At 71.1% G+C, this 22102-nt stretch carries 15 protein-coding genes; 10 read left to right on the top strand and 5 right to left on the bottom strand.

Annotated elements, in window-relative coordinates; genetic code table 11:
• Positions 1-14 precede the first annotated feature (14 nt).
• The 3 genes from ACFJIT_RS14915 to ACFJIT_RS14905 are packed head-to-tail and all read left to right on the top strand — an operon-like array spanning position 15 to position 1839.
• Entirely contained in the window at positions 15-638 is a 624-nt protein-coding gene (locus tag ACFJIT_RS14915; protein ID WP_379654086.1) for a hypothetical protein, read from the top strand.
• On the top strand, positions 635-1249 hold the full coding sequence (locus ACFJIT_RS14910) for a hypothetical protein (protein ID WP_379654085.1): 615 nt from the start codon (positions 635-637) through the stop codon (positions 1247-1249). Before ACFJIT_RS14915 ends, ACFJIT_RS14910 begins: the two co-directional genes overlap by 4 nt.
• On the top strand, positions 1246-1839 hold the full coding sequence (locus ACFJIT_RS14905) for a hypothetical protein (RefSeq protein WP_379654084.1): 594 nt from the start codon (positions 1246-1248) through the stop codon (positions 1837-1839). Before ACFJIT_RS14910 ends, ACFJIT_RS14905 begins: the two co-directional genes overlap by 4 nt.
• Here ACFJIT_RS14905 and ACFJIT_RS14900 read toward each other — a convergent pair.
• From ACFJIT_RS14900 to ACFJIT_RS14890, 3 genes are read right to left on the bottom strand one after another with little or no spacing between them, the layout of a single operon-like run.
• Positions 1836-3095 (bottom strand): hypothetical protein, encoded by a 1260-nt coding sequence (locus ACFJIT_RS14900; protein ID WP_379654083.1) that lies wholly within the window; start codon positions 3093-3095, stop codon positions 1836-1838. The two genes, ACFJIT_RS14905 and ACFJIT_RS14900, sit on opposite strands and share 4 nt — an antisense overlap.
• 10 nt (positions 3096-3105) lie before the next feature.
• Entirely contained in the window at positions 3106-5781 is a 2676-nt protein-coding gene (plsB, locus tag ACFJIT_RS14895) for a glycerol-3-phosphate 1-O-acyltransferase PlsB (RefSeq protein WP_379654082.1), read from the bottom strand.
• On the bottom strand, positions 5781-6788 hold the full coding sequence (locus ACFJIT_RS14890; RefSeq protein ID WP_379654081.1) for a hypothetical protein: 1008 nt from the start codon (positions 6786-6788) through the stop codon (positions 5781-5783). Before ACFJIT_RS14890 ends, plsB begins: the two co-directional genes overlap by 1 nt.
• 777 nt (positions 6789-7565) lie before the next feature.
• Between ACFJIT_RS14890 and ACFJIT_RS14885 the strand changes: the two genes are divergently transcribed.
• The 7 genes from ACFJIT_RS14885 (at position 7566) to ACFJIT_RS14855 (ending at position 20359) form a co-directional block, all read left to right on the top strand.
• Entirely contained in the window at positions 7566-8597 is a 1032-nt protein-coding gene (locus tag ACFJIT_RS14885) for a glucokinase (protein ID WP_379654080.1), read from the top strand.
• On the top strand, positions 8594-10924 hold the full coding sequence (locus ACFJIT_RS14880; protein WP_379654079.1) for a beta-N-acetylhexosaminidase: 2331 nt from the start codon (positions 8594-8596) through the stop codon (positions 10922-10924). The genes ACFJIT_RS14885 and ACFJIT_RS14880 overlap by 4 nt, the downstream gene beginning before the upstream one ends.
• Before the next feature lie 174 nt (positions 10925-11098).
• Complete coding sequence (locus tag ACFJIT_RS14875; protein WP_379654078.1) at positions 11099-14293, top strand: TonB-dependent receptor; 3195 nt, start codon at positions 11099-11101, stop codon at positions 14291-14293.
• Positions 14294-14382: 89 nt separating this feature from the next.
• Positions 14383-15771 carry an APC family permease gene (locus tag ACFJIT_RS14870; protein ID WP_379654077.1) on the top strand — a complete coding sequence of 463 codons (1389 nt, stop codon included), beginning with the start codon at positions 14383-14385 and terminating at the stop codon, positions 15769-15771.
• Positions 15772-15774: 3 nt separating this feature from the next.
• Positions 15775-18459: a sugar-binding domain-containing protein gene (locus tag ACFJIT_RS14865; RefSeq protein ID WP_379654076.1), complete on the top strand. Its 2685-nt coding sequence runs from the start codon at positions 15775-15777 to the stop codon at positions 18457-18459.
• Positions 18460-18461: 2 nt separating this feature from the next.
• Positions 18462-19514, top strand: coding sequence for a LacI family DNA-binding transcriptional regulator (locus ACFJIT_RS14860; RefSeq protein WP_379654075.1), 1053 nt, complete (start codon positions 18462-18464; stop codon positions 19512-19514).
• An 8-nt stretch (positions 19515-19522) separates the two neighbouring features.
• Positions 19523-20359, top strand: coding sequence for a sulfotransferase (locus ACFJIT_RS14855; RefSeq protein WP_130534944.1), 837 nt, complete (start codon positions 19523-19525; stop codon positions 20357-20359).
• Between the two features lie 87 nt (positions 20360-20446).
• Here the strand turns inward: ACFJIT_RS14855 and pyrF are convergent, their stop codons facing one another.
• Positions 20447-21166, bottom strand: a complete 720-nt coding sequence (pyrF, locus tag ACFJIT_RS14850; protein ID WP_379654074.1) for an orotidine-5'-phosphate decarboxylase — start codon at positions 21164-21166, stop codon at positions 20447-20449.
• A complete protein-coding gene (locus ACFJIT_RS14845; RefSeq protein ID WP_379654073.1) occupies positions 21163-22089 on the bottom strand; it encodes a 5'-nucleotidase, lipoprotein e(P4) family in 927 nt (308 codons plus the stop codon). Before ACFJIT_RS14845 ends, pyrF begins: the two co-directional genes overlap by 4 nt.
• Positions 22090-22102 lie beyond the last annotated feature (13 nt).

The following is a 22102-nucleotide window of genomic DNA, read 5'->3' as shown; positions in this document are numbered from 1 at the left end:
ACGGAGCGCTGGATGTGGTTGGAAAGCAGGAACTCATCGACAAGGCACGCAATCCCTGGTGGCAGGCCGCCGCCGCGGTGGCCTTGCTGGCCCTGGTGCTCACCTTCGTCCTCGGGGGCTTCCGCGACGCCTCGGGCAAGGCGCATCCGCTGCCGCGCAGCGGCGCGGACAAGACGCTGCGCAGCGGGGCGATGGCGGTGACCCCGCGCCAGGCCTGGCTCGCGCACTACCCGCCGGGCGGCCGGGTCGATCCGGCCGATCCCCAGGCGCTGTATCTGGTGCTGGAGGCCGACGTCGAGAACCTCACCGAGCGCAGCTTCAACGGCTACGGCTTCCTGCGCGAGGACGTGGTGCTGGTCGATGCGCGCGGTGAGCCCACCCGGCCGGAGCTGCTCAAGCGCGCCGACGACCATAGCATCCTGACCGCCCTGCAGCCGCGCCTGCCCCAGCGGGTGGAGCTGGTGTGGCCGCTGCCGGCCGGCGCGACCGTGCCCGCGCAGCCGCTGTTCGGCCTGTTCGCCCGCGACTACGTGGCCAGGGCCTATCTCAACGACCAGGGTGGCTGGATGCAGGGCGCGCCGAAGGCCTTGATGCAGCTGCCCGTGCGCGACCTGCGCGATCGGGTGGTGGCGCCATGAACGCCGGGCCGTGGTCGCTGCCGCGCCTGCACTGGCGCCCGCTGCTGTGGGTCGCGCTGGCGCTGGTGGCGATCGTGGTCCTGCGCAAGCACCAGTCCAGCTACGAGCAGCGCGATGCGCCGCTGCTGCAGCCGGCGCCGGCGAGCGATGCGGTGGGGCGCAACTTCCGGGTCGAGGTCGGCGCGCTCAAGGTCGTCCATGCCTACCTGCTCAACGGCCCCTATCCAGGCGATGAGGCGCTGACCCTGCGCACGCCGGGCATCTGGCTGTCGGTCCTGGCCAAGGTCGAGGCCACCCAGACCCAGGGCATGCTCAACGCCCAGCTGCGCACCCGCAGCGGTCGGGTCTATGTCGCCTCCGGCGCCGAGCGTCCGCGCCTGCCGGCGTTCAACCTCTCCGGGCGCGAGCTGGCCCCGGGCCTGCAGGAGGTCGGCGCCTGGTTCTTCGAACTGCCGCCGGATCAGCTGCAGGGCGCGCACCTGCAGCTGTTCTGGGGCACCAGCCTGCCCGTGGGCGGCGACAGCCTGGTCGATGTCGACCTCGGCCTGGACGCGGCGCGCGCGCGGAGCATGCTCGAAGAGGCCAAGCCCGTCCTGGATCTGCGCCAATGAAGACAGCGGTCACGACCGGATGGTGGCGGCGCAACGCCGGCTGGCTGGCCGGCGCGCTGGTGCTGGGCGCCTTGGCGCTGTGGCTGCCCTACCGGCAGGCGCGCCAGGAGGCGCTGACCCTGCATCCGGACATCCCGGTGCGCGCGGCGCCCGGCCAATGGGCGAGCTTCGGCGGGGGGCGCTGGCGGCTGCTGGCGGCCGAGGTGGTGGAACCGGGCGACCGCCGCCTGCGCGGCTGGCTGCGCCAGGATGCGGTGGTCCTGCTGCTGCGCTACGAGGTTCTGCGCGCGCCCGGCGCCGATGTGACGCTGTTCGAGACCTGCCGTGGCGCGGTCACCGATGCGGCCGGGCGGCGCTGGGAAGCCGGCCCGAACGCCCTGCCGCGGCTGGCCGGCCCACGCCTGCCGACCGGCTGCGGGAGCGGCCTGGACGCGAACGGCAACCGGGTGACCATCGCGCCCGGCCAGCCGCTGCTGTTCCAGCACGCCTTCGTGCTGCCGCGCGGGCAGGAGGTGCACGGCCTGCATGCGCGGATCGAGCTGAGTCCGCGGGCCGGCGTGTCAGGCCACTATCTGGACGTGCCGCTCTAGCGCGCGGCCGGCAGCCGCGCGATGGCGCGGTCGAAGGTGGCCGCCAGCAGCACGGTGTGCAGCACGTCGGTCAGCAGTGAGGTGCGGAACGACAGCGGCGTGGTCAGGAACACCGCGTACAGCTGGCCCTGCACCTGCTGCACATCCGGCGACTGCGGCCCGATCAGCTGCCGCAACCAGTGCCAGGCCCAGGAGTCGACCCAGGCCAGCAGCTGCCAGCCCACGCACAGGGTCAGCAGCGCCGGCAGGCCCGCGCGCAGCACCAGGCGCAGGCTGTTGACCACCGGCACGCCCTTGTTGGTCCAGCCCTCGCTGACCTTGTCCACCAGCATGCGCAGGCCGAAGTGCAGCCCGCGGTAGCGCTGCACGAGCTGTTCCAGCCGGGTGTCGGCCTGGTCCAGGCGCTGGGCCTTCTTCAGGTCGATGCCGTAGATCAGCGCGGTGATCGCCAGCCAGATCAGCGGCAGCACCACCGCCCCGGCGGCCGTGGTCGCCACGTCCCAGAGCGGGTCCAGCAGGCGCCGGGCCGGCGGCAGCAGCGTGAACAGCGAGGCCGGGCTCTCCCACCAGCGCGTGGCCGCCACATAGACCGCCCGTTCGTGCCACCAGTCCATGGCCAGCCCGTGCAGCTTGCCGATGGCCGCCACGCCGACGAACACCCAGTACGCCTCGCACACGGTCACCAGCAGTTTCCAGCCCCAGCCCTCGCCGGCGGCAGCGCGGCGCTTGGCCGCCCAGCGCAGCAGCCAGGCGATGGCCAGCGCGATCCAGATGCCCTTCAGATGCAGGACGTTGGCCAGGTCCTCCTTGTCCCACACGCTGACCACATAGCCGGTGCGGAAGTCGCGGCGCAGGTTCTCCAGCAGGCCCCAGCCGGCGTAGTAGGCGAAGAACGGCAGCAGCGCCACCGCCAGCGCGCCGCTCCAGTGCGCGCGCGCCGGGTCCAGCTGCGGCGTGGTCGCGCCGCCGGCCAGCATCGGCAGCGAGGGCCGCAGCGACTGGAACATCATGATCGTGCCGGCCAGCTGGGTGACGATCAGCAGCGACAGCGCGGCGAAGGACAGCAGCGCGCTATAGCCGCCCAGCCGCACCGCCAGCTGCATCAGCGCGTCGTAGCACACGCGCATGGCGAAGAACCAGAACAGCAGCGCCGGCCAGTGTTGTACCAGCAGGCGCCCGGCCAGGCGCGGCACCTCCAGCCAGGCCGGCCCGCGGTCGCCGGCGATCTCGGAGCTTGCGGCGGGCTGGGACATCATGCGGCTGGCCTTATTCGGAGGGCGCCGGCGTCGGTTCCGGACGCGCGGCCTCGGGGCTGACGCGTTCGATGGTGTGGCGCAGCTCGCGACCCAGGATCACCTTGGCGTCGCGCGCCCACGCGTCCAGGCGCGCGTCGAACAGCAGCTTGCTGTGCTCGTCCGGCCACACCAGCTTGAGCTCGCGCAGCTTCTGGATGAAGCCGCGGAACAGCGTCCTGTCGAAGAACTCCGGCGCGGCCGGCGCGTAGAGCAGGCTCAGGCGCTGGGCGGCCTGCTGGCACAGGCTCTCCAGCTCGGCCGCGCCCAGCGTGCCGGGGCCGTTCTTCACCAGCACCGAGATGGCGATGTAATAGCGCTCGAAGGCCTGCTGCAGCGAGTGGCCGATCGCGCGCAGGCGGAACACCTCGTCGGTCTGCCCGGCGTTGCGCTGCAGGACGCCGCCATCGTCGTCGTTGACCCCCGATCCGGTCGGGGGCAGGTTCTGCTCGAGCAGGTGCGCCTCGATGAACACGTCGATGGTGTGCTCGATGCGCGAGGCGAACTCCTCGGCCGTCCACGGCAGGAACAGCTCGGCCTGTAGGAACGGATACAGCTGCTGGCCCAGCGCGATCAGCCGCGACCGCGCCATGCGCCGGTTGTTCTGGAAGCAGCAGGCGATCCACGACGCGGCGGTGAACAGGTGCAGCACGTTGTTGCGGTAGTAGCTCAGCAGCACCGCGGTGTCTTCGTCGACCACGTCCAGCACATCGCCCAGCGGATGGGAGATGCGGCGCAGCACGTTGATGTCCAGGCCGTGGGCGATGATCCGCTCGGGGCTGTGCGGGGTGACGGTGACGCGGTCCGAATACGGCAGGCGCGCCAGCAGGGTCTTGCTCAGCTCGATCTGCGCGATCAGATCGGCCTCGGCCATGGCGTGCTTGGGCGTGGACAGCAGCGCCAGCGCCAGCAGGTTGATCGGATTGACGTCGGCGGCGGCGTTGACGCGGGTGTTGATGGTGGTGGCCAGCGCATCGACGGTGTCCGACAGCCAGCGCGGCTTGTCGTCCTCGGGCAGCGGCTTGCCGTCCCATTCCGGCGCGTGCCGGGCCAGCATGTCGGTCAGCTCGATCGGCTCGCCGAAGTTCACCACAACCTGGCCGAAGTTGGAGCGCAGCACCTTGGGGATGGACCACAGCAGGCCCCAGATGGATTCCTTCTGCTTGGGCCGGCCGGACAGCTCGTCCAGGTAGCTCTTGCCCTCCATCAGCTTCTCGTAGCCGATGTACACCGGCTGGAACAGCACCGGCTTGCGCGGCTGGCGCAGGTAGGCGCGCACGGTCATCGAGATCACCCCGCCCTTGGGCGGCAGCAGCCGGCCGGTGCGCGAGCGCCCGCCCTCGACGAAGTACTCGATCGAATAGCCGCCGGCCACCAGCTGGGCCATGTATTCGGTGAACACCGCCGAATACAGCGGGTTGCCGCGGAACGAGCGCCGGGCGAAGAACGCGCCGCCCTTGCGCAGCAGCGTGCCGACCACCGGCAGGTTGAGGTTGATGCCGGCGAAGATGTGCGGCGGCACGATGCCGCGTTCGTACAGCAGGTAGCTCAGCAGCAGGTAGTCCATGTGGCTGCGGTGGCTGGGCACGTAGACGATCTCGTGCCCGGGCGCGGCGTCCTTGAACTTGTCCAGGTGATGCACCAGCACGCCGGCGTAGATGCGGTTCCACACGTGGCTGAGCAGGAAGCTGGCCGAGCGCACCACCGGGTTGGAGTAGTCGGCGGCGATCTCCCAGGCGTAGGCGTGGGCCTTCTTCCACGCCTCCTCGGGCTTGGAGTTGTCGCGGCGCGCCTGGTCGGCGATGGCTTCCTTGACCGGCTCGGCCGCCAGCACCTGGTCCACCAGCAGGCGGCGGGTGGACAGGTCGGGGCCGATCACCGATTCGCGGATGCGGTGGAAGTGCTTGCGCAGCACGCGCGAGAGCTTGCGTACCGTGCGCTCGGGCGGCAGCTGCTCGGCCACCGCATCGCGCACCGACACCGGCGCGGAGAAGCGCACGATGGTGCTGCGGCCGTTGAGCAGGATCGCCAGCAGGCGGCGGAACCGGCCCACCAGCGCCCAGTTCTCCGAGAACAGCACCGCGAACCAGCCGCTCTGCTTGTCCGGCGCGCGGCCGACGAAGATCGACACCGGCACCAGCTGCACGTCCAGCGCCGGGTTGGTGCGGTGCGCCTGCAGCAGGCGCGCCAGCGAATCGGAATGGGTCTTGGTGCTGCCGGCCTCGGGGATCAGCGAGCTGGCGATGCGCCGCGACAGGGCCAGGTAGGCGCGCTTGCGCCGCAGCGGGTCGCCCGGCACCGGCAGGGGCAGCAGCGGCGAGGGCAGGCCGGCGGCCTGGCAGGCGCGGTCCAGGATCAGGGCGTTGGACAGGCCGTAGTCTTCCAGCACGTAGCACACCGGCCGGCTGTCCAGCAGCGTGGACGGCGCCTCGGGTTCGATGTCCAGCTCGACCCAGGGGTCGACCACCTTGTGCAGCAGGCGTGCCCACAGCGGGGTCTTGCCGCTGCGGCCGATCGGGGCGGACACCGCCACCGGCAACTGCGCGGGGGCGGGCGCCGCGGCGTCCGCCCCCGCCGGCGGTGCGTCCTCGCGCTCGGGACGCGGGTCTTCGGGGAAGGGCAGGGGGTTCTGGTCAGGCATCGCGGTCATTATGCCCAATGGCCGTTGCCGGCCCCGGTGACCGTTCCGGCCACCTTGCCGTCCGGCGGCGGTGGCGAGGACGCCGGCGGTGCGGAGGGAGACGGCGCCTCGGGCGCCGGCGTATTCGGCGCGTCGGGCGCGGTGGGCGCCTGCTGTTCGAGGCGTTTGCGCAGGGCCGCGGCCTGGTCCATGTAATGGGCCACGTACCAGTGGCCGTCCTGGCGGCGCAGGGTCACCGTCAGCTGGATCGGCTTGCCGGCCAGCGGATAGGTCACCGCGACCTTGGCCAGGTCGCCCTCCTGGGTGACCTCGCCGACTTCCAGCTTGGCCAGGCTGTCGTCCAGCGACAGGCCGTAGTCGGCCAGCACGCCGCCGAGCGCGGCGAAGAACGGATCCAGCCGGGTCAGCGCGCCGGCCATCCCGGCCTGGGTCAGGTCGGCCTCCGAATCGATGCCGGTCGCGCGCGCGGCCGGCACCAGGGTGCGCAGGGCGGTGTGGGCGCGGGGGGCGTCGGCCAGCGGGGCGGACTGCGCCCAGGCGGTCAGCGCCGGCACGACCTGGCCGAAGTGCGCGCGCTGGTCGGGGGTGGACTCGCCCTGGCTGCGCACGTACTGGCCGATGAACAGGCCCAGGGTCTGCGCGGCGTTGCGCAGGTCGGTGACCTGGCCGGCCAGATTGCGGTCGTAGTCGATGCCCAGCTGGCGTTCGGCATCGTTGGCCGACAGCGCGGCCAGCATGGGCACCAGGCGTTCGGGCAGGGGCAGTTCGCTCAGCGGCCAGCGGCTGGCGCCGGCGGCCCAGCCGGCGGCGAAGGTCTGGTAGTCCTGGGCGGGCACGGCATCGCGGGCGAAGCCGGCCAGGTCGTACTGGCGCAGCTGTGCCGCCAGGTGACGCACGGTGGCGGCCGGGCCGTCCGGCCGGTCGTCGACCACCGGTTTGGGCGAGCGCTGGCACGCGGCCAGGACGGCCAGGGCACAGGCAAGGACAGCGGCGGGAATGCGCAGGGCCCGAGGCATGGGGGTTCTCTCCAGGTGGGGGGCATCTTGGCCGCTGCATGTGTCTGCGGGCAACACGCGGGGATGGGGCACGCTCAAAACCTTGCCGTCGCGCGAAGCCGGCCACCCGCCTCGACCCGGCCGGGCAATACGTCGCGTGCTCCTTGTAGAGCGGAGCTTGCTCCGCTGCTCTTCGGCCGGATCATCGGGAAGGCCCCAGCGGAGCAAGCTCCGCTCTACAGGCGGTGTCTTGCCCGCTGCCTATCCCAGAGACCGCGCAGCGTCCGATCTCTCGATCGGCAGAGGGATCAAAAAAAAACAGGCCCGGTCGAATGACGACGCACGGGCCTGGAAAATCCGGGTCGGGCCCGGAGGACATCGGTTGTGGCAACACTCCAGCCCAGGGGCCGGACGGCGCACAGCCTAACCGCTGAATAGAGGCAATGCAATACTTTAAGTATCTTTGCTTAAGTGTTTGTTTTTAGATAGAAATATCTGAACGACAGTGTGCCCCGAGGTCGGTGCCACGACGCGATCGGCAGTAGATGCGTCTCTCCGCGCACCGAACACGCTGCCGGGTCCGCGAAGCTGGCCTGATCCGGAGTGGGCCAAGCACCCCCATGCAGTTGAAGGCCCTCCGGGGATACCTCCCCAGCGACTTGGCTGTCCCTGATGAGCCCGGCCGCGCTGCTATCGGCACGGGCCGCGCTCACCCCTGGTCATGGCCGCGTCATCCCTCGTTGACACCGGTGTCATGTGGTGCTTAATCTCCCGCCGGGGCCTGTTGGGGAACACGGCATGGTGGTCACGGCATCGATGCGGTCGGTGGATCGGGGGAGCTCGGTGTTCCTGGCCGCCGACATTGGCGGGACCCATGCGCGGGTCGCGCTGATGCGCGCGTTGCCCGGCGAGGGCCACCGGCTCGAGACCCTGGCCTACCGCAGCTATCCCTGCGCGCAGTTCCCCTCGCTGGCCGCGCTGCTGCGCGCCTTCCTCGACACCGACACCCGGCAGCCGGTGCGCCACTGCGTGCTCGCCTGCGCGGGGCAGCTGGTCGGCGAGGAGGTCGTCAACGACAACCTGCCCTGGCCGATCGGCACCGGCGCCCTGCGCCAGGCGCTGGGGCTGGAGCATGTGGCGGTGCTCAACGACTTCGAGGCGCTGGGCTACGCGCTGGAAGGCTTCGCGCAGCAGCGTCGCCATCTGTGTGGGCCGACCGTCGCCGGCGATGGGCCGGTCCTGGTGATCGGCCCGGGCACCGGCCTGGGCGCGGTCGTCCATCTGCCGGGTGCGGCCGGCGGCGTGGTGCTGACCACCGAGGCGGGGCAGATGGCGTTCGCGGCGCATTCGCTGCGCGAGCGCGCGGTGCTCAGCGAACTGGCGCCGCAGGGCGGCTATGTCGAGGTCGAACGGATCGTGTCCGGGCGCGGCCTGCTGACGCTCTACGCGGCCCTGTGCGCGCTGGATGGCGTCGCGCCGCGCCTGCACGCGCCCGAGGCGGTGACCGCCGCCGCGCAGGACGATGCGCAGGCGGCCGAGGCGGTGTCGATGTTCTGCGCCGCGCTCGGTGGCCTGGCTGGCGACCTGGCCCTGGCGTTCATGGCGACCGGCGGGGTGTATTTGGCAGGCGGCTTCCTGTCCTCGATGCAGGCCGAACTGGCGCGCAGCGCCTTCCACCCGCGCTTCCTGCATGGCCGCAGCGCGCGCACCCTGCTGGCGCCGGTGCCGGTGTGGGTGGTCGAACACGGGCGCAACGGCGTGCTCGGCGCGGCGCGCTGGTATCTGGACAAGGGGCTGCCCGCGTTTCCTTCCGGCGGCCAGGCCGCATGAACGGCCTGCGCGCGGCGCTGCTGCGGCTGTGCATCGCCTTCGGCGGGTGCGCGGCCGGGCATGCCGCCGCCGCGCACGTCGCGACGCCCTGGCCGCTGCTGCCGGCGCCGGCGCAGGTAGTGCCGGCCGGCGCCGGGACGTTCGAGGTCGCCGACGGCGCCGCGCTGGCGGTGGAGGGGGCCGACGCCCGCGATGCGCGCTTCCTCGCCGACCATCTGCTGCAGCTGCTCGACGCGACCGGGGGCCCGCGCCTGCGCGTGGCCGGCGCGCACGGCGCGGCGCCAGCCATCCGCATCGTCATCGACCCGCGCGCCGCGCTGGACGAGGCCGGCTATCGCCTGCGCATCGAGGCGCAGGGCATCCTGGTCCAGGCGCGCACGCCGCGTGGCGCGTTCTACGGCGAGACCACGCTGTGGCAGTTGCTCACCCCACCGGGCCACGCGCGCGGTGCGGCGGTGGCGGTGGCGCAGGGCGCGATCGACGATGCGCCGCGCTTTGCCTGGCGCGCGCTGCTGCTCGATTCGGCCCGGCACTATCAGCGCGTGGCCGAGATCGAGCGCCTGATCGATGCCATGGCGCTGGCCAAGCTCGACGTGCTGCTGTGGCACCTCACCGACGACCAGGGCTGGCGCCTGCAGGTGCCCGGTTATCCCGAACTGACGCGCATCGGCGCCTGCCGCCCGGCCGCCGCCGACGGCAGCGAGCCGGCCGACCGCGCCGGTGCCTACTGCGGCAGCTACAGCGATGCGCAGATACGGCAGATCGTGCGCTACGCCGCGCGCCGCTACATCGAGGTCGTTCCCGAGATCGACATGCCCGGCCATGCGCAGGCGGCCATCGCCGCCTATCCGTGGCTGGGCGTCAGCGGGCGCCGCCCGGCGGTGTGGACCGACTGGGGCGTCAGCGCCTGGCTGCTGGCGCCCAACGCGCGGACGCTGCGCTTCGTCGATGCCGTGCTGGCGCATGCGACGCAGCTGTTCCCCTCACGCTACGTTTCCTTCGGCGGCGACGAGGCCGACCACGCGCAGTGGGACGCCTCGCCCGCGGTGCAGGCGCAGCGGCGCGCGCTGGGGCTGACCAGCAGCGATCAGCTGCAGGGCTGGTTCATGGCGCGGATCGCCGACCGGCTGCGCCGGCGCGGTCGCGTGCCGGTGGGCTGGGACGACGCGGTGGAGTCCGGCGTCGCGCTGCCGGACTCGCAGGTGGTGATGTCCTGGCACGGCCAGGATCACGAGCGCGTGGCCCTGGCCGCGCTGCGGCAGGGCCACCAGGTCGTGATCGCGCCGCAGGAGTCGCTGTACTTCGATCACGTGCAGTCCGCGCTGGCCGACGAATGGCCCGGTCCGCCGCCCGTGGTGAGCCTGCGCCAGGCCTACGACACGGCGGTCATTCCCGAAGGGGCCAGCCAGGCCGAGGCGCAGCGCGTGCTCGGCGTGCAGGGCGCGCTGTGGACCGAGCAGATGCCGAGCTTCGCCCACGTCCAGCACGCGCTGTTCCCGCGTCTGGCGGCGCTGGCCGAACTGGCCTGGTCGCCGGCGAGCAGCCACGACTGGGAGGGGTTCCTGGTGCGCCTGCCGGCGACGCTGGTGCGCGAGCGCGCGCTGGGCATCGCCGACGCGGACAGCGCCTTCGCGCCCGTCGTCGCGCTCGAGGCGCAGGCCGATGGCCGCATACGTGCGGTCGTGTCCAACCAGGTCCAGGCCGGCGCCATTCACTACACCATCGACGGCAGCACGCCCGACGCGCAGGCGCCGCTGTACACCGCGCCGCTGCTGCTCGCCCAGGGCACGACGCTGCGCGTGGCGACCTTCGATGCGTACGGCCAACCGCTCGCCGGCGTGCGCCGTCAGCAGGTCGACCGGCAGGCGCTGCGCACGCGTGCGGGCAGTGCGCTGGCGACGTGTTCGGGCGAGCCGCCCTCGCGGTTGAGCGGGGCCGTGCAGGCCGGCGCATCGCCGCCGGGGACGGTCTATTCGGTGGAGATCGGCAATGCCTGCTGGCGCTGGCCGCAGGCGCCGCTGGACGGCGCGCGCCGCGTAGCACTGGCGGCCGGGCGCGTGACCTGGCGCTTCGGCGACGAGGCCAAGGGCGCGGTGGTGCGGCGCCGGCATAGCCCCGACGGCGAATTCGAGCTGCATACCGGCGGCTGCGATGGCCCGCTGCTGGCGCGTCTGCCGCTGGACCACAAGGCGCAGTCCTCCGGACTGGCGCTGCTGGAGGCCGACCTGGTACTCCCCGATGCCGGTCGCCAGGACCTGTGCATCTTCGCCACGGGCGATCCGCGCCTGGGCCAGTGGGCGCTGGCCAAGATCCTGTTCTCCGGATAACGGCGGCGCACGCGCGGCGCACGCCGCGCCGCCGTCGCGCCGTTCGCGCGCGGCCAGAGGCAAGCCAGGACTTTCATCGTCTCCCGCGCAGGACCGCGCGACCCGGTCCCTCCCATCCCTGCAGTACCTCGGCTTCCTGGCGCCTGCCAAGCCACCATTACGAGGTCAATGCTCATGTCCACCGCTCACCGCATCCACCCGCTGGCCATCGCCGTCACCCTGTCCCTGTTCGCCGCGCTGCCGGCCGCGGCCGTTACGGCACCGACCGATCCCGCATCAGGCGAACAGGACACGCGCAGCGACGCCACGCAGGCCACGACGCCCGCCGCGGCGTCTACGCCGAAATCCAGCCAGAACCAGGACGGCAAGAATCCCGACGTCACCAACTTCACGGCGGTCACCGTCACCGGCGTGCGCGAGTCGCAGGCCCATGCCATCGACGTCAAGCGCGATGCGGCCAACATCCAGGACAGCATCACCGCCGAGAACATCGGCGCGCTGCCGGACACCACCATCACCGATTCCCTGCAGCGCATCACCGGCGTGCAGATCAATCGCGACGCCGGCGTGGGCACCTCGGTGGACGTGCGCGGCCTGCCGCAGGTGGGCACCATGCTCAACGGCGAGGTGTTCATCACCGCCGACCAGATCGACTCGCAGCAGCCGGACTTCACGATGCTGCCCTCGACGCTGTTCCAGGGCGTGGACGTGGTCAAGTCGGCCACCGCCAACGAGACCGCCTCGGGCATCAGCGGCGCCATCGACCTGCACACCTACCGGCCCTGGGACCTGCCCAGCGGCTTCACCTACAGCTATTCGGCCAATGGCGAGCGCGGCACCAGCAGCCGGCGCTGGGGGCCTGAGGCCAACGGGCTGATCTCCTACAACGACGACCACCACTGGGGCGTGCTGGCGTCGGTGGACTACTCGGACACCACGCGCTCGAACTCGCGCGAGGGCCTGGACCAGTACGGCGTGGTGCTCAACGGCGAGAACGCGGCCAGCGCCGGTGGCTACAACGGGTTCCTGACGCCGTGGAACGGCGCGCCGATCCCCTCGCAGATCGTGCAGAACGCCGACGGCACCGTGGACGTCAACGGCGACGGCAAGTCCAACGGCGTGTTCATGGGCAGCCAGGACATCAACCTGTGGCAGCAGTCCACGCGGCGCAAGCGCAAGTCCGGCAACCTGTCCTTCCAGGCCGATCTGGGCGGCGGCTTCAACCTGACCAGCGACTTCTTCTACTCCCAGCAGCACGAGTGGAACACCATCGCCGGCATCCAGTTCAACTCGACCAACTGGCAGGGCGCCACCTACGTGCCCAATGTCTCGCGCGACACCGGGCGCGCGGTCGCCGGCGCCTACGGCACGCCGGATCCGGACTGGGCCGGTTCGCAGATGTACACCACGCAGGTGTATCAGAAGTGGCCGGGCGATGTGGAGTCGTTTTCGGAGATCGCGCAGAAGGACTCGATCGCGCGCAACTTCAACCTGCAGCTGGACTACGACAACGGCGGGCTGTTCACCGGCAGTCTGCGCGGCCTGCATGCCAGCGCCACGCAGTCCAGCATCGAGACCGACGTCAACATCTCCAACTCCGACGGCGCGCTGTGGCCCAACCATCTGATGGACGGCGTGCCCGACGATGCGGTGCCGCCGGGCACGATGGTCTACCCGGCGCAGCTGGGCGGCAACCGCGTGTTCAACAGCAACGGCATGCCGCAGAACACAGTGCCGGTGCTGGCCGATTTCCGCGGTCGCTATCTGAAGATGGGCCTGCCGCAGGGGCTGGCCGACCAGTTCGCCAACCCGTACGGCTGGTCGCTCAAGACGCTCGAATCCTCGGGCGACTACGACCGCCAGGTCGCGCTCAACGCGCTGCGCTTCGACGGCAAGCTGCACTTCAACGATGGCCTGGTGCTGCAGTTCGGCGTGCGCAACAGCATCCGCAACGCCGGCAACCGCGGCTGGACGCTGGAGGCGCCGGTCTACGCCGGCATGGGCGCCAGCGATCCCAACGGCTGCCTGGTGCGCTACGTCGGCGCCGACGTGGTGCTGGACAGCGGCGCGTGTACCGCCGGCAACGACCAGGGTTACTTCCGCGCCGGTTCGCTGTCGGCGCTGCAGATGCCGCTGACGGCCGCGCCGCTGTCGCGGGCGTGGAAGAAGTACAACAACCTGCTCGGCTCTGGGCTCAACTTCTGGGCGATCAACCCGGATTCGATGATCAACCCGCTCGACTACTGGCAGTCGCTGTATCCGGGTACGGTCAAGGTGGGCGAGCCCGGCACCACCTGGGACGTGGGCCTGCACGAACTGTCCAGCTATCTGCAGCTGGACTTCGGTGGCGACCTGGGCCAGATGCCGTACAGCGGCAATGTCGGCGTGCGCGTGGTGCGCACCGGATTGAACGTCACCCAGTACCTCGGCGGCGCGCCGGGCGCCTATGGCGACGAGCCGGTCTTCGCCGGCACCGAGACCACCCATCGCAGCTATACCGACGTGCTGCCCGCGGCCAACTTCTCGCTGGACATCACCGAAGGGCTGAAGCTGCGCCTAGCCTACTCCAAGAACATGATGCCGCTGGACCTGAGCACCTGGGGCGGCGGCCTGCAGCTGGATTACTCGCTGATGGAGACGCCGGACGGGGCGATCTTCCGCGTCTCCAGCGGCCAGTCCAGCGGCAACCCCGATCTCAAGCCGTGGCGCTCGAGCAACTACGGCGCCTCGCTGGAGTACTACATCAACGCCAGCAGCATGCTCAGCCTGGCGCTGTTCCGCATCAACATGGAGAGCTTCATCAAGAACGGCTCGGTGACCAACTGCACCCTGCCCGACGAGGACGGGGTGGTGCGCAATCACTGCATCGTGATCACCGAGCCGGTGCAGGGCTCGGGCAACAGCATCCAGGGCGCCGAGTTCGACTACCGCCAGGGCTTCACCTTCCTGCCGGGCCTGCTGGCCAACACCGGCGTGGAGGTCAATGCGACCTATGCGCCCAGCGATTCGGGCGAGCGCGACCTGGCCGGCAAGAAGATCCCGTTCCAGGACAACTCGACCAAGTCCGGCAACCTGATCCTGTGGTACCAGGACGGCGCCTTCCAGACGCGCCTGGCCTACAACTACCGCTCGCGGCGCGCGGTGGGCGACAGCATCGGCGGCATCACCGGCATGGAGCTCTACGAGGCGCCGCAGAAGTACCTGGACGCCTCGGTGTCCTACAAGCTGAGCAAGTACGCCGAGCTGGTGATCAACGCCACCAACCTCACCAACGAATACCAGAAGTACTACCGCGTCTGGCCCGACCAGCCGGCGCATTCCAACTTCTCCGAGCGGATGTTCACCTTCGGCGTGCGCGGCCAGTGGTGAGCGCGCGCCGTGCGCGTGGCTTGAGGCGCTGCCGGCTCGCGGGCTGGCAGCGATAAACGGGAAGGCCCAAGACCTGGAAGAGGTGATGCATGCAGGACCACAACGCGCCCGAGGCGGGGCAGGGCGGCGGTTTCCACCGCTCCATCGGCCTGTTCTCGGGCACCGCGCTCAACATGACCCAGATGTGCGGCGTCGGGCCGTTCATCACCATCCCGCTGATGGTGGCCACGCTGGGCGGCCCGCAGGCGGTGGTCGGCTGGATCGCCGGTGCGCTGCTGGCGGTGGCCGACGGCCTGGTCTGGGCCGAGCTCGGCGCGGCCATGCCGGGCTCGGGCGGCACCTATGTCTATCTGCGTGAGGCGTTCCAGTACCGCAGCGGCAAGCTGATGCCGTTCCTGTTCATCTGGACGATGCTGCTGGCGATCCCGCTGCTGATGTCCACCGGCATCATCGGGCTGGTGCAGTACCTGGGCTACTTCGTGCCCGGGCTGGGCTGGTGGCCGGCGCATCTGATCGGGCTGGCGGCCACGGCGCTGGTGGTCTGGCTGCTGTACCGGCGCATCGAGTCGGTGCGGGCGATCACCATCGGGCTGTGGGTGATCATGCTGGTCGCGGTGGCCGGCGTGGCGGCGGCGGGGTTCTCCGACTTCGATCCGGCCCATGCGTTCGGCTTTCCGCCCGATGCCTTCGGCCGGCGCTTCTTCCTGGGCCTGGGCGCGGGGCTGGTGATCGGCATCTACGACTACCTGGGCTACAACACCACGGCCTACCTGGGCGATGAGCTGCGCGATCCGGGCCGCACCATGCCCGGCTCGATCATCATCTCGGTGGTGGCGATGATGCTGATCTATCTGGTGCTCAACATCAGCGTGCTCGGCGCCGCGCCCTGGCAGGAGATCGCGCGGTCCACCTCGGTGGCCTCGCTGGTGGTGGAGCGCAGCTGGGGCCATCTGGCGGCCGCGGTGATGACGGTGCTGATCGTGGTGACGGCCTTCGCCTCGGTGTTCACCGGGCTGCTGGGCGGTTCGCGCGTGCCGTTCCAGGCGGCGCAGGACAAGGTGTTCCTGGCGGTGTTCGGGCGCCTGCATGCCCGCCATGGGTTCCCGCACGTGGCCTTGCTGGTGATGGGCGCGGTGACCGCGGTCGGCACCTTCTTCGACCTCAGCGAGGTGATCAACATGCTGCTGACCGCGACCATCCTGGTGCAGTCGCTGGCGCAGATCGCCGCGCTGGTGATCCTGCGCCGGCGCCAGCCGGGGCTGAAGCGTCCTTACCGGCAGTGGCTGTATCCGCTGCCGTGCGTGGTCGCGGCGGCGGGCTGGATCTTCGTCTACGTGTCGGCCTCGACGCTGTCGCTGCTGCTGTCCAGCGCGTGGATCCTGGCCGGCATCGTCGCCTTCCTGATCTGGGCCAGGAAGACGGCGTCGTGGCCGTTCGCGCCGCTGCGCATCGAAGAACGCTATCTGGAGGAGCACTGAGCCATGCGACAGACCTGCAGGCACCTGCTGTGGTGGATGCTGGCCGCGGCCTCGACGGCCGGCGCGATCACGCCGTATTCCCCCACGAACGTTGGAGCGGACGCCGGGACCGTCACCCGCATCGCCCACTGGCAGATCCAGGACAGCACCAAGGCGCAGCAGCGCGGGGAGGAGATCTCGGCCGCCGACTTCTCCACGCAGGGCTGGTACGCGGCCAGTGCGCGCGCCACGGTGATGGCCGCGCTGCTGGAGAACGGGCTGTATCCCGATGTCTTCCATAGCGACAACCTGACCGCGGTGCAGGTGCCGGACGGCTCGGGCAATCTGGTGGTGACGCCGTGGTGGTATCGCAGCGAATTCGTCCTGGGCGCGCGCACGCCCGGGCAGCGCACGCGGGTGCGCACCAACGGCGTGATCGCCGCGGCCGACCTGTGGGTCAACGGCCATCTGGTGGCCGACCGCAGCGCCATCGCCGGCGCCTATCCGGTCAACGAATTCGATGTCACGCCGTGGGTGCACGCCGGCCGCAACGTGATCGCCCTGCGCGTGCATCCGGCCGATCCGCGCCAGAGCCTGAGCATCGGCTGGGTGGACTGGAACCCCACGCCGCCGGACAACAACATGGGGCCCTGGCGCGGCGTGGACATCGTGCAGAGCGGGCCGGTGGCGCTGGGCGACCCGCAGGTCGAGACCGCCCTGTCCGACGACCACGCCCGCGCCGCGCTGACCGTGCGGGTGGAGGCGCGCAACCTGGATACGGTCGCTCATGAAGTCGTTGTCAGCGGGCGCGTGGCCGACGTGCCTCTGACGCGCACCGTCACGCTGGCGCCCGGCCAGGTGCAGGAGGTCACCTTCGCGCCCGAAGACACGCCGGGCCTGGTGCTGGCGCATCCGCGCCTGTGGTGGCCGGCCGGCATGGGCGAGCAGCCGCTATACGCGCTGGCACTGCGCGCGGCGGTGGGTGGGACGGATTCGGATCGGGCGGCGACCGCCTTCGGCATCCGCAGCGTGGCGTCCGACCTGACCGCCGAAGGCTACCGGCGCTTCTCGATCAACGGCCAGCCGCTGCTGATCCGCGGCGCAGGCTGGGCGCCGGACATGTTCCTGCGCGACGACCCGGCGCGGCTGGAGACCGAGTTCGCCTACGTGCGCAACCTGGGCCTCAACACGCTGCGCACCGAGGGCAAGCTGGAGGACCAGCGCTTCTACGAGCTGGCCGACCGCGACGGCCTGCTGATCCTGGCCGGCTGGGAATGCTGCGACATGTGGGAGTCGGCGGCGCAGACCGGCGGCGTGCCCTGGGAGGCGCACGACTTCGACGTGGCGCGGGCCTCGATGGCCACCGAGGCGCGGCTGCTGCGCAACCATCCGTCGGTGATCGGCTTCCTGATCGGCAGCGACAACGCGCCGCCGCCGGCGCTGGCCAGGCTGTACCTGGATGCGCTGCATGCGGCGCACTGGTCGCTGCCCGTGATCTCGGCCGCCGCCGACAAGCCCGCCGAGGGCCTCGGCCCGTCCGGCATGAAGATGGCCGGGCCCTACGACTGGGTGCCGCCGGCGTACTGGTACGCCGACAAGCTGGGCGGGGCGTTCGGTTTCGATTCGGAGGTCAGCGCCGGCGCGGACATCCCGCGCATGGAGGACCTGCAGCGCATGCTGTCGGAGCAGGAGCAGGAGGCGCTGTGGAAGCTGCCCCTGCAGCGGCAGTACCACGCCTCGGCCGCCTGGTCGCCGTTCGCGGTGCTGACGCTGTTCGACCAGGCGCTGGCGCGTCGCTACGGCGCGCCGAGCGGGCTGGCCGATTACGTGGCCAAGGCGCAGCTGGACAACTACGACAACACCCGCGCGCAGTTCGAGGCGTTCAATGCGAGGATGGACGCCGACCATCCGGCCACCGGCGTCATCTACTGGATGCTCAACAACGCCTGGCCGTCCTTGCACTGGCATCTGTACGACTATGATCTGCATCCCGCCGGCGCCTACTTCGGCGCCAAGAAGGCCAACGAGCCCTTGCACATCCAGTACGCCTACGACTCGCGCGAGGTGGTGTTGGTGAACCACACGCTGCGCCAGGTCGAGGGCCTGCGCGCCACGCTCCGGGTGCGCGATCTGTCCGGCGCGGTGCGTTACCAGCGCCAGGTGGACGACATCGCGCTCGCGGGCAACCACACGCGCCGCATCGCCACGCTGCCGCCGCCCACCGGCCTGTCCACGACCTACTTCGTCGAACTGGACCTGGCCGCCGCCGACGGCGCCGCGCTCGGGCGCAACGTGTACTGGCTGTCCACCCGCGCCGATGTGCTCGACTGGGAGCACTCCAACTGGTACGCCACCCCGTCCAGCCAGGACGCCGACCTGCGCGGCCTGTCGACGCTGCCCCAGGTGTCCTGCCAGGTCGAGGCGGCAAGCCGGCGCGAGGGCGATCAGGAGCTCACCACCGTGACGCTGTCGCTGCCCGCCGGGGCGGCCGGGCCGGCGGTGTTCCAGCACCTCACCCTGCGCGATGCCGCCGGCCAGCCGCTCATGCCGGTGCTGTGGGACGACAACGACGTCACCCTATGGCCGGGCGAATCGCTCGTCCTGCACGCGCGCCATCCGCGCGCCGCGGCCGCGGCGGTCGTCGAGATCGAAGGCTGGAACAGCCCGCTCGCCCGCCTGCCCCAGGCCGCACCGGCCACTGCGCATTGAACATGGGCGGACCGGCGGCACGGGTCACCATCAACGACGTCGCCCGCGCCTCGGGCACGTCGAAGAAGACCGTCTCGCGCGTGCTCAACGACGAGCCCAACGTGCGCGAGGTGGTGCGCGCACGCGTGCTGGCGGCGATCGCCGAGCTCGGCTATCACCCGCTCGCCTCGGCGCGCAGCCTGGCCACCAACCGCTCGTTCACGGTGATGCTGCTGTACGACAACCTCTCGCCCAGCTACATCATGGAAGTGCAGGCCGGCGTGCTGCAGGCCTGCCAGGCGCAGGACTACAGCATGATGGTGCAGCCGCTGGCCTACCCCGCGCCGGAGCTGGTCGAGCGCGTGCGGCACCTGCTCTCGCGCCATCGGCCCGACGGCCTGATCCTCACCCCGCCGCTGACCGACCATCCGCAGCTGCTGGCGCATCTGCGCGCCACCGGGCTGCCGTTCGCCTCGATCGCGCCGGGCGACCCGCAGGGCTGCATCGGCGTCATGCTGCGCGAGCGGGAGGCGGCCGCGGAGATGGTCGATCACCTGGTGGCGCTGGGCCACCGGCGCATCGCCCACATCATCGGCGACCCGCGCCACGGCGCCGGGGTCTGGCGCCTGGCCGGCTTCCGCGATGGCATGCAGCGCGCGGGCCTGGAGGAGCGTGCGGACTACATGGTGCAGGGCCGCTTCTCCTTCGAATCCGGCGTGGCCGCCGCACGCCGCCTGCTGGCGCTGGCCGAGCGGCCCAGCGCGATCTTCGCCGCCGACGACGACATGGCCACCGGTGCCATCTGGGCCGCCGCCGAGGCCGGCGTGTCGGTGCCGCGCGAGCTGTCGATCTGCGGCTTCGACGACACCAACATCGCCACCCAGATCTGGCCGCCGCTGACCACCATCCACCAGCCGGTGCGCGAGATGGGCCAGTGCGCCACCGACCAGCTGCTGCTGCACATCCAGGGCCGCGAAGGCGCCAGCATGGTCGAGGTGGGCTACCAGATGCGCCTGCGCGCCTCGACCGCGCCGCCGCCGGACGCGTCCGGCTCCGACCCACGCTCCCGCCAGTGACCGCCGCCATGTCCGATCAGCCCGCATCGCCCCGCGCCTTCCATTTCATCTCCGGCCTGCCGCGCTCGGGCAGCACGCTGCTGGCCGCCATCCTCAACCAGAACCCGCGCTTCAGCGCCGGCATGACCAGCCCGCTGGCCGACATCATGGGCCTGGTGATGGCCGAGGCCAGTAGCCGCAACGACTTCGCCTTCGACGTCAGCGATGCGCAGCGCGCCGCGCTGCTGCGCGGGCTGGTCGAGAACTTCTACAGCGTCAATGCGGCGCCGCAGGTGGTGTTCGACACCAGCCGGCTGTGGTGCAGCCGCATGGGGCTGCTGGCCACGCTGTTCCCCGGCGCGCGGGTCATCGCCTGCGTGCGGCCGCTGGCCTGGGTGCTGGACAGCATGGAGCGCCTGGTGCGCGCCCAGCCGCTGAGCGTCAGCAAGGTCTTCCGCTACGACACCAACACCACGGTGTACTCGCGCGCGGAGGCGCTGACCGACCCGCGCGGCATGGTCGGCTTCGCCTTCCAGGCCACCAAGGAAGCCTTCTACGGGCCGCATGCCGCCCAGCGCCTGATGCTGCTCAACTACGACACGCTGGCGCGCGATCCGGGCACGGCGATGCGCGCGGTGTATGCGTTCCTGGGCGAGCCGTGGTTCGAGCACGACTTCGACCACGTGCACTACAGCGCCGACGAATTCGACGCCCGCGTCGGCATGCCCGGCCTGCATGCGGTCAAGCCGAAGATCCAGGCGATCGAGCGCACGCCGGTGCTGCCGCGCGAGATCTTCGCGCGCTTCGCCAACGAGTCGTTCTGGCTCGACCCCCGCAACAATCTCAACCAGGTCCAGGTGGTCTGAAGGCCGCGCGCCGCCGCGGCGGCGCGATTCCAGGTGACGTGATTGCGGTGCAGCGCGCCGCTGCGGCGCGCCCGCACCGGGCGACGCTTACGCGGTCTGCTGCGCGGCGAGGATCTGCTGCTGGATCGCCTCGGCCGCCGCGCGCGGATCGCTGGCCTGGCGGATCGGCCGGCCGACCACGATGGCATCGGCGCCGGCGGCGAAGGCCTGCGCCACGTCCAGCACCCGCTTCTGGTCGCCCACCGCGCTGCCGGCCGGGCGGATGCCGGGGCAGACGATGTCGAAGCCCGCGCCGGCCGCCGCGCGCACCGGCGCGGCCTCCAGGCCCGAGCAGATCACCCCGTCGATGCCGGCGGCCTGCGCGGCCAGCGCGCGCTGCACCACCACGGCCTGAGGATCGGCGTCGATGCCCATCGCGGCCAGGTCGCCGCGGTCCATCGAGGTCAGCACCGTCACCGCCAGCAGGCGCAGCTCGCCGCGGCGCGCCTGCGCGGCGGCCTGCATCATCGGCGCGTGCCAGCCGTGGATCGTGGCGAAGGTCACCGGCCAGCGCGACAGCCCGGCGATCACCCCGGCCACCGTGGCCGGGATGTCGAAGAACTTCAGGTCGACGAAAATCTTCTTGTCGCGCCTGGCCAGCGCGTCGAGCACGCTGAAGTAGTCGCCCGAGGCCAGCAGCTCCATGCCGATCTTGTAGAAGCCCACCGCATCGCCCAGACGATCGACCCAGTCCAGCGCCTGTGCGCCGGTGGGTTCGTCCAGGGCGACGATCAGGCGCTCGCGCGGGGCCAGCTGCAGCGCGCTCATGGCGCCACGTCCAGCTGCGCGCGCTTGGCGGCCCGACGCGCCTGCCGCGGCTGCTGCCAGTCGTTGTTGAACAGCGCCGGCTCCCACGAGCCGTAGGTCGGGCCGGCCAGCATCCACCAGCGCTCGCCGAACCAGTCGCGGTACTGGCCAAGCAGCTGCTCGCGGTCGGCCTGCGTGTTGGCCACCACCTGCACGAAGTCGCCCAGCTGATCGCCGAACTGCATCAGCACGCGGTACTGCTGCCCGGCCAGCTTGCGCCGGCAGTTCTTCTCGGTGCCGTTCTGCTCGCAGCCCGGCACGTTGGTGCCCAGGCCCAGGAACACGCTGTCGTCGGCCACCGGCAGGCCGACCGCCTTGAGGTTGGCGATGGTGGCGTCCTTGAGGTGCACGGCGCGGTTGGAGACGTACAGCAGGGTCACGCCCTTGGCGTTGGCGGCCTTGGCGAAGTCGACCACGCCCGGCACGGCCTTGGCCTTCTTATCGGCCACCCAGCGGTCCCAGCTGACCTCGTCGTATTCGGCGTTGTCGCGGATCAGGCGCGCCTGGTAGGGCGAGTTGTCCAGCACGGTCTCGTCCACGTCCAGGATCACCGCCGGCTTCAGGCCGGTGGCCGCGTTGCCGCGCTCCTCCGGCACCAGCGCGTCCCAGTGCTTCTCCTTCAGCGCGGCGTCCAGGTGGTCCGCGGCGGCGCGATAGGTCTGGATCGACAAGGCCTGGTATTCGACCGAACGCTGCACCCACAGCACCGCGTTGAGGTTGTCGTCGGCCGGCGCGGTGGGCGTGGTCGGCATGGGCTGGGTCGCCGCGGCGGTGGCCGGGGCCGGCGTGGAGGCGGCCGGCGCGGCGGCCGGTTCGGTGCGCTTGCAGGCGGCCAGCGCCAGCACGGTGCAGAGGCTCAGGAGCAGCGGTCGGGTTGCGGTCACTTGGGAGGGATCG

The sequence above is a fragment of the Pseudoxanthomonas sp. UC19_8 genome (assembly GCF_042700505.1).
Taxonomy (GTDB): domain Bacteria; phylum Pseudomonadota; class Gammaproteobacteria; order Xanthomonadales; family Xanthomonadaceae; genus Pseudoxanthomonas_A; species Pseudoxanthomonas_A winnipegensis.
Note: the sequence above shows the minus strand (reverse complement) of the source record. Positions and strands in the feature narration are given on the sequence as shown.

Excerpts from the sequence above, each read along its gene's own strand:
- ACFJIT_RS14910 (WP_379654085.1), top strand. The coding sequence starts at position 635 with ATGAACGCCGGGCCGTGGTCGCTGCCGCGCCTGCACTGGCGCCCGCTG.
- ACFJIT_RS14905 (WP_379654084.1), top strand. The coding sequence starts at position 1,246 with ATGAAGACAGCGGTCACGACCGGATGGTGGCGGCGCAACGCCGGCTGG.
- ACFJIT_RS14900 (WP_379654083.1), bottom strand. The coding sequence starts at position 3,095 with ATGATGTCCCAGCCCGCCGCAAGCTCCGAGATCGCCGGCGACCGCGGG.
- plsB (WP_379654082.1), bottom strand. The coding sequence starts at position 5,781 with ATGACCGCGATGCCTGACCAGAACCCCCTGCCCTTCCCCGAAGACCCG.
- ACFJIT_RS14890 (WP_379654081.1), bottom strand. The coding sequence starts at position 6,788 with ATGCCTCGGGCCCTGCGCATTCCCGCCGCTGTCCTTGCCTGTGCCCTG.
- ACFJIT_RS14885 (WP_379654080.1), top strand. The coding sequence starts at position 7,566 with ATGGTGGTCACGGCATCGATGCGGTCGGTGGATCGGGGGAGCTCGGTG.
- ACFJIT_RS14880 (WP_379654079.1), top strand. The coding sequence starts at position 8,594 with ATGAACGGCCTGCGCGCGGCGCTGCTGCGGCTGTGCATCGCCTTCGGC.
- ACFJIT_RS14875 (WP_379654078.1), top strand. The coding sequence starts at position 11,099 with ATGTCCACCGCTCACCGCATCCACCCGCTGGCCATCGCCGTCACCCTG.
- ACFJIT_RS14870 (WP_379654077.1), top strand. The coding sequence starts at position 14,383 with ATGCAGGACCACAACGCGCCCGAGGCGGGGCAGGGCGGCGGTTTCCAC.
- ACFJIT_RS14865 (WP_379654076.1), top strand. The coding sequence starts at position 15,775 with ATGCGACAGACCTGCAGGCACCTGCTGTGGTGGATGCTGGCCGCGGCC.
- ACFJIT_RS14860 (WP_379654075.1), top strand. The coding sequence starts at position 18,462 with ATGGGCGGACCGGCGGCACGGGTCACCATCAACGACGTCGCCCGCGCC.
- ACFJIT_RS14855 (WP_130534944.1), top strand. The coding sequence starts at position 19,523 with ATGTCCGATCAGCCCGCATCGCCCCGCGCCTTCCATTTCATCTCCGGC.
- pyrF (WP_379654074.1), bottom strand. The coding sequence starts at position 21,166 with ATGAGCGCGCTGCAGCTGGCCCCGCGCGAGCGCCTGATCGTCGCCCTG.